The following is a 5,062-nucleotide window of genomic DNA, read 5'->3' as shown; positions in this document are numbered from 1 at the left end:
GGGCCATGGGAGAACGCATGACCGCAGACCTTGTTCTCGAGGCCTTGAACATGGCCCTTGAGCAGCGCAAACCCAAGAGCGTCATCCACCACTCGGACCAAGGCAGCCAGTACACCAGCCTGGCCTTTGGCGAGCGCTGCCGGCAGATGCAGGTGCGACCTTCGATGGGGACCGTGGGCGATGCGTACGACAACGCAATGGCCGAGAGCTTCTTTGCCAGCCTAGAGGGCGAACTCATCGAGCGCAGCACCTTCCAGAGCAAGGCGCAGGCCCGCATGGCGGTCTTCACCTGGATTGAAGGCTGGTACAACCCCCGGCGCCGCCACAGTGGCCTGGGCTACCTCGCACCCCTGAACTTTGAAAGGAGCAACGAAGCCCTGTTTGATGTTGTCGAGGATGCCCATGTGCATGCCGAGACAACACCCGAAACGGTTTGAGTATCAAACCAGTACCCGTCCACCGAAGTGGGTCAACTCCAGTCACCAATCAGGTGGGCAAGAACACCACGACCGGACAAATCATCCTGGGCGACTTCAGTGAAATGATCGTGGGCCAATGGGGTGGTATCGATGTGCTGGCGAACCAGTATGCAGAAGGCCCGTATAGCCGTGGTGCTGTGCAGGTGCGCATCCTGACCACGCTGGACATGATCCCGCGCCGCGCTGAAGCCTTCACGATCGTCAATGACGTGGCGCTGTAAGGGTGACACCATGACCGCGCCCAGCATCGAGCGCCGTGCGGTTACTGGCCTGCAAGCCAGTGGCCGCACGCTGACCGGCTATGCCGCCGTGTTCAACCAGGAAGCCCGCATTGCCGACTTCGTGGAGGTGATCGCACCCGGCGCATTCGCCAAGAGCCTGGCCGATGGCCGGGACATTCTTGCCCTGGCTGACCACGACACCCGCGCCGTGCTGGGCCGCACGAAATCCGGCACGCTGGCGCTGCACGAAGATTCGCATGGGCTGGCTTTCAGCCTGAGGCTGCCCGACACGCAGCACGGACGTGACCTGGCTGCCCTGGCTGCGCGTGGTGATCTGGGTGGGATGAGCTTCGGTTTTGTCGCAACGGATGAGGCATGGCACGGCAGCCGCCGCGTGCTGCGCGAGGTGGAGCTGCATGAAGTGTCTGTGGTGCAAGCCCATGCCGCCTACGACAACACGACCGTCAGCCTGCGCCATCGTCAGGAAATCCATAACCCGACTGCCCGCCAGTGGCTGGAGACTTGCAAATGATGAAGCGCATCAAGGGACTGTTTGAGCGCCGCTCCACCAATCAGGCAGTGGGCGGTGATTCGTATTGGACGGACTTTGCCGCGCTGCGCAGTGGCCCGGTGAACCCGAGTACCGCACAAAGCATCTCGGCTGTCTATGCCTGCGTGCAGGCCATCGCCGAGACTACGGCATCCCTGCCGTTGATCTTGTACCGCCGCAATGGTGACGGCCGAGAGCGGGCTACGGATCATCCGTTGTACCGTGTCCTGCGCGAGGCGCCCAACGAGCAGCAAACCGCTCTCGAATTTCGGGAATGGATGCAGGCCTGTGTCCTTTTGAGGGGCAACGCCTTTGCCAAGATCGAGGTGGCATGGGATGGGCAGGTGCGGGGACTCGTTCCGCTGTCTCCCGACCGTGTGCAAGTCCTGGACGTGGCCGGGAAGCTGGCCTATGACTACACGACGAAGGACGGCACGGTAACCCGCCTGCTGGCCGGTGAAGTCCTGCACCTGCGTCACCGAGCTGGCGACGACGGTGTGATGGGTGTCAGTCCGATTACAGCCGCCCGTGAAGTGGTGCAACTGGCGATGGCCGAGCGCGACCATGGCAATGCAGCCTTCAACAACGGTACCCGGCTTTCCGGTGTGTTGAAGGCCCCCGGTGTCCTGAAGCCTGACCAGCGCCAGGCGCTGAAAACGAGCTGGAGCAGCCAATATGCTGGCGCTGCAAACGCCGGAAAGGTGCCCGTCCTGGAAGCTGGCATGGAATACCAGGCCATCAGCATGACGCTGGAAGATGCCGAATGGATCGCCGCCCGTCAGTTCTCCGTTGAGGAAATCGCACGCCTGTTCCGTGTGCCGCCGACCGTGATCGGTGATCTTCGGCATGGCAACTACTCCAACAGCGTGGAGATGGCCCGCCAGTTTGTGACCCTGACACTGCGCCGTCACCTGCTGATGTGGGAGCAATCCATCAGCCACAAGCTGCTGACGGATGCAGGACGCCGCATCTACTTTGCCGAGCATTCGGTGGAGGGACTTCTACGAGGTGATGCAGTCAACCGCGCCGACTTCTACGACAAGGGCATAAGCGCCGGCTGGCTGACGATTGACGAAGCCCGCAAGCTGGAGAACCTGCCGGCCAGGCAGGTATCGGACAAGTTCAAGCCATCTAGCCCGCCGCCTGGGGTGAAGCCGTGAAGACGCTCAAGCAACGCCAGAAGGAGACAGGCCGAACGCTGGCCCTGAACGGCAAGGCATGGCGTGTGCTGCGTGAAGCGGTGCTGTGCCGTGATCCGCTGTGCCTGGTGTGCGGAGAGCCTGCTACAGACGTTGACCACCTGAACAACGATCCCACGGACAACCGATTCAACCGCGACAGTGCCGAGCTGGACAACAACTTGATCGGCCTTTGCCACTCATGTCATTCGGTGAAGACCCAGACGGGCAAGCTACCGACACGGTACGACGAGAACGGACTGCCGACGACTGGCCCATGGGCGAAGATGGTGAGCCACCTAGTAGCACGAAAGGATCAAAAATCACGGGGAACCGACACCAACAAATCGACTGGATTCCCTTGTTTTAATGCAAACCGAAGTTTAAACCCATGAAATCCCGCCGCCCACGCTCCGATAGTGCTAAAGCTGCCCTGCAAGCGCACCAGAACGCCGCCTGTGCGACGCTGGAGCCGCCTGGGTACGTCACCCTTCCCGAGCATTGCAACCCCTTCTGGGAGGCGATTATCACATCCAGACCGCGTGACGCCTGGACGCCGAACGACCTGATCAACGCTGCGAACCTTGCCCGCACGCAATATGCGCTGCAATCGGCAGAAGTGGGTGGCGACGAACATGCAAAGCTGACTCGGCTGGCTATGGCGCTTGCAAGGGCGTGCTTCGTGCATCCGGGTGCGACTGGAAGGGCTGAGGATCAAATCAACGCCGCCATGCTCGAGCGCGAAGCCAGAAGCCAAGCGCATGATGATCTGATCCCGCGCCTGAAGGTGATGTGATGACACGATCTGAGAAAGTCATCCGGTTTATTGAGCGGTACTGCGTGACGCCTGAAGGGGCACACGTAGGCGAACCGCTCACGCTGGCCGACTTTCAGAAGGTGTTCATCCGGGAGCTGTACGACAACCCGCACGGAACCCGCCGCGCCTATTTGAGCATCGCTCGCAAGAACGGCAAATCCGGTTTGATTGCTGGTCTTCTGCTGGCGCATCTGGTAGGCCCGGAAGCGGTGCAGAACAGTCAGATTGTGTCCGGTGCCATGTCGCGCGATCAAGCGGCATTGGTGTTCAATCTGGCCAGCAAGATGGTGCAGCTATCCCCGACGCTATCCGAGCTGGTGCGCATTGTCCCGAGTGGCAAGCGCCTGATCGGCCTGCCGCTGAACGTGGAGTTTCGGGCACTGGCCGCTGATGGCAAGACGGCACACGGCCTGTCCCCGGTGCTGGCTATCCTGGACGAAGTGGGGCAGGTACGCGGCCCACAGTCAGACTTCATTGACGCCATTGTCACCAGTCAAGGGGCGCATGATTCTCCACTGCTGATTGCAATATCGACGCAAGCTGCAAACGATGCTGATCTGTTTTCCGTGTGGCTGGACGATGCTGCGAATTCAAATGATCCGCATATTGTGAGCCACCTATACGCTGCCCCTGAAGGCTGCGAGCTGCTGGATAAATCGGCATGGAAAGCTGCAAACCCTGCATTGGGCCTGTTCCGCAGTGAAAAGGATCTGGCCGAGCAAATGAAGCAGGCACAGCGTATGCCGTCCATGGAAAACACGGCCCGAAATCTGCTGCTCAACCAGCGTGTATCGACTGAATCACCGTTCATCAGTCCGGACGTGTGGAAGGCCTGTAGTGGGCCTGTAGGCACGCCAGAAGGCCCGGTTTTTGCTGGCCTGGACTTGTCGGCACGCACCGATTTAACGGCGCTGGTGCTGATCTGGCGCGATGGCAACACCTGGCATGTGCAACCGCACTTCTGGACACCGGAGCAGGGTTTGCAGGATCGTGCAAAGCGTGATCGTTGTCCCTATGACGTGTGGGAGCGGCAAGGCTACCTGCACACGACGCCGGGTGCATCCATTGACTATTCGTTTGTCGCCGCTGACATGGCCGAGATTCTCGGTGAGCTGGATGTTCAAGGGATTGCCTTCGACCGCTGGCGCATTGATCTGCTGCAACGCGAGCTGGACGCCATCGGCCTGGACTTGCCGCTGATCGAGTGGGGGCAGGGATTCCGCGATATGGCCCCTGCACTGGACGCCCTGGAAGCCGAGCTGCTGAATGGACGTGTGGCGCATGGTGGGCATCCGGTGCTGACGATGTGTGCTGCCAATGCCGTGGTGACGAAAGACCCTGCCGGAAGCCGCAAGCTGGACAAGGCCCGCGCTACTGGCCGCATTGACGGTATGCAAGCCCTGGCGATGGCGATGGGACTTGCCGCACGCTCTGAGGTGGCCGAGATGGCTACCTGTGAGGTTTTCTATGTTTGAGCGTGAATCGACCCGGATCCTGTAGACACCTGTGAGTCTCATAACTGAGGTCTAATAGGAGGTGCCATGAGTCAGAAGAGATATCCGGAAGAATTCAAGATCGAAGCGGTCAGACAGATTGTGGAGCGCGGTCATGCGGTGGCCGAAGTATCGGAACGCTTGGGCGTCAGCCAACACAGCCTGTACAAGTGGATCAAGCAGCGACAGATGTCCCCCGGCCAGCGCCAGGAGCAATTGAGCCAGTCCGAGGAGCTGCGCCGCCTGAAGGCTGAACTCAAGCGTGTTACCGAGGAGCGCGACATCCTAAAAAAAGCCGCCGCGTACTTTGCCAGGCAGTCCGGG

The 5,062-nt window shown here is 60.5% G+C and carries 7 protein-coding genes and 1 pseudogene; all 8 read left to right on the top strand.

All coding sequences use genetic code 11. The features are described from left to right. The coding region (locus V1261_RS11965) for an integrase core domain-containing protein (protein ID WP_329771692.1) at positions 1-437 on the top strand (437 nt) is incomplete at its 5' end. 53 nt (positions 438-490) lie between these two features. Beyond that, the gene (locus V1261_RS11960) at positions 491-700 is read left to right on the top strand and encodes a hypothetical protein (protein WP_329772037.1); all 210 of its coding nucleotides are present in this window, start codon (positions 491-493) and stop codon (positions 698-700) included. A 10-nt stretch (positions 701-710) separates the two neighbouring features. After that, positions 711-1,232 (top strand): HK97 family phage prohead protease, encoded by a 522-nt coding sequence (locus V1261_RS11955; RefSeq protein WP_329772036.1) that lies wholly within the window; start codon positions 711-713, stop codon positions 1,230-1,232. After that, complete coding sequence (locus V1261_RS11950) at positions 1,229-2,410, top strand: phage portal protein (protein WP_329772035.1); 1,182 nt, start codon at positions 1,229-1,231, stop codon at positions 2,408-2,410. Before V1261_RS11955 ends, V1261_RS11950 begins: the two co-directional genes overlap by 4 nt. Further along, positions 2,407-2,823, top strand: a complete 417-nt coding sequence (locus V1261_RS11945; protein ID WP_329772034.1) for an HNH endonuclease — start codon at positions 2,407-2,409, stop codon at positions 2,821-2,823. Before V1261_RS11950 ends, V1261_RS11945 begins: the two co-directional genes overlap by 4 nt. Then, complete coding sequence (locus tag V1261_RS11940) at positions 2,820-3,224, top strand: terminase (RefSeq protein ID WP_329772033.1); 405 nt, start codon at positions 2,820-2,822, stop codon at positions 3,222-3,224. The genes V1261_RS11945 and V1261_RS11940 overlap by 4 nt, the downstream gene beginning before the upstream one ends. Then, positions 3,224-4,720, top strand: coding sequence for a terminase large subunit (locus tag V1261_RS11935; RefSeq protein ID WP_329772032.1), 1,497 nt, complete (start codon positions 3,224-3,226; stop codon positions 4,718-4,720). The genes V1261_RS11940 and V1261_RS11935 overlap by 1 nt, the downstream gene beginning before the upstream one ends. A gap of 66 nt (positions 4,721-4,786) precedes the next feature. Next, positions 4,787-5,062: pseudogene (locus V1261_RS11930) on the top strand (transposase); the annotation flags it as partial.

This window comes from Brachymonas sp. J145 (assembly GCF_036312245.1).
Classification (GTDB): domain Bacteria; phylum Pseudomonadota; class Gammaproteobacteria; order Burkholderiales; family Burkholderiaceae_C; genus Brachymonas; species Brachymonas wangyanguii.
Note: the sequence above shows the minus strand (reverse complement) of the source record. Positions and strands in the feature narration are given on the sequence as shown.

What these genes read in the sequence shown, in the direction of transcription:
- V1261_RS11955 (WP_329772036.1), top strand. Translation starts at nt 711, where the DNA reads ATGACCGCGCCCAGCATCGAGCGCCGTGCGGTTACTGGCCTGCAAGCC.
- V1261_RS11950 (WP_329772035.1), top strand. Translation starts at nt 1,229, where the DNA reads ATGATGAAGCGCATCAAGGGACTGTTTGAGCGCCGCTCCACCAATCAG.
- V1261_RS11940 (WP_329772033.1), top strand. Translation starts at nt 2,820, where the DNA reads ATGAAATCCCGCCGCCCACGCTCCGATAGTGCTAAAGCTGCCCTGCAA.
- V1261_RS11935 (WP_329772032.1), top strand. Translation starts at nt 3,224, where the DNA reads ATGACACGATCTGAGAAAGTCATCCGGTTTATTGAGCGGTACTGCGTG.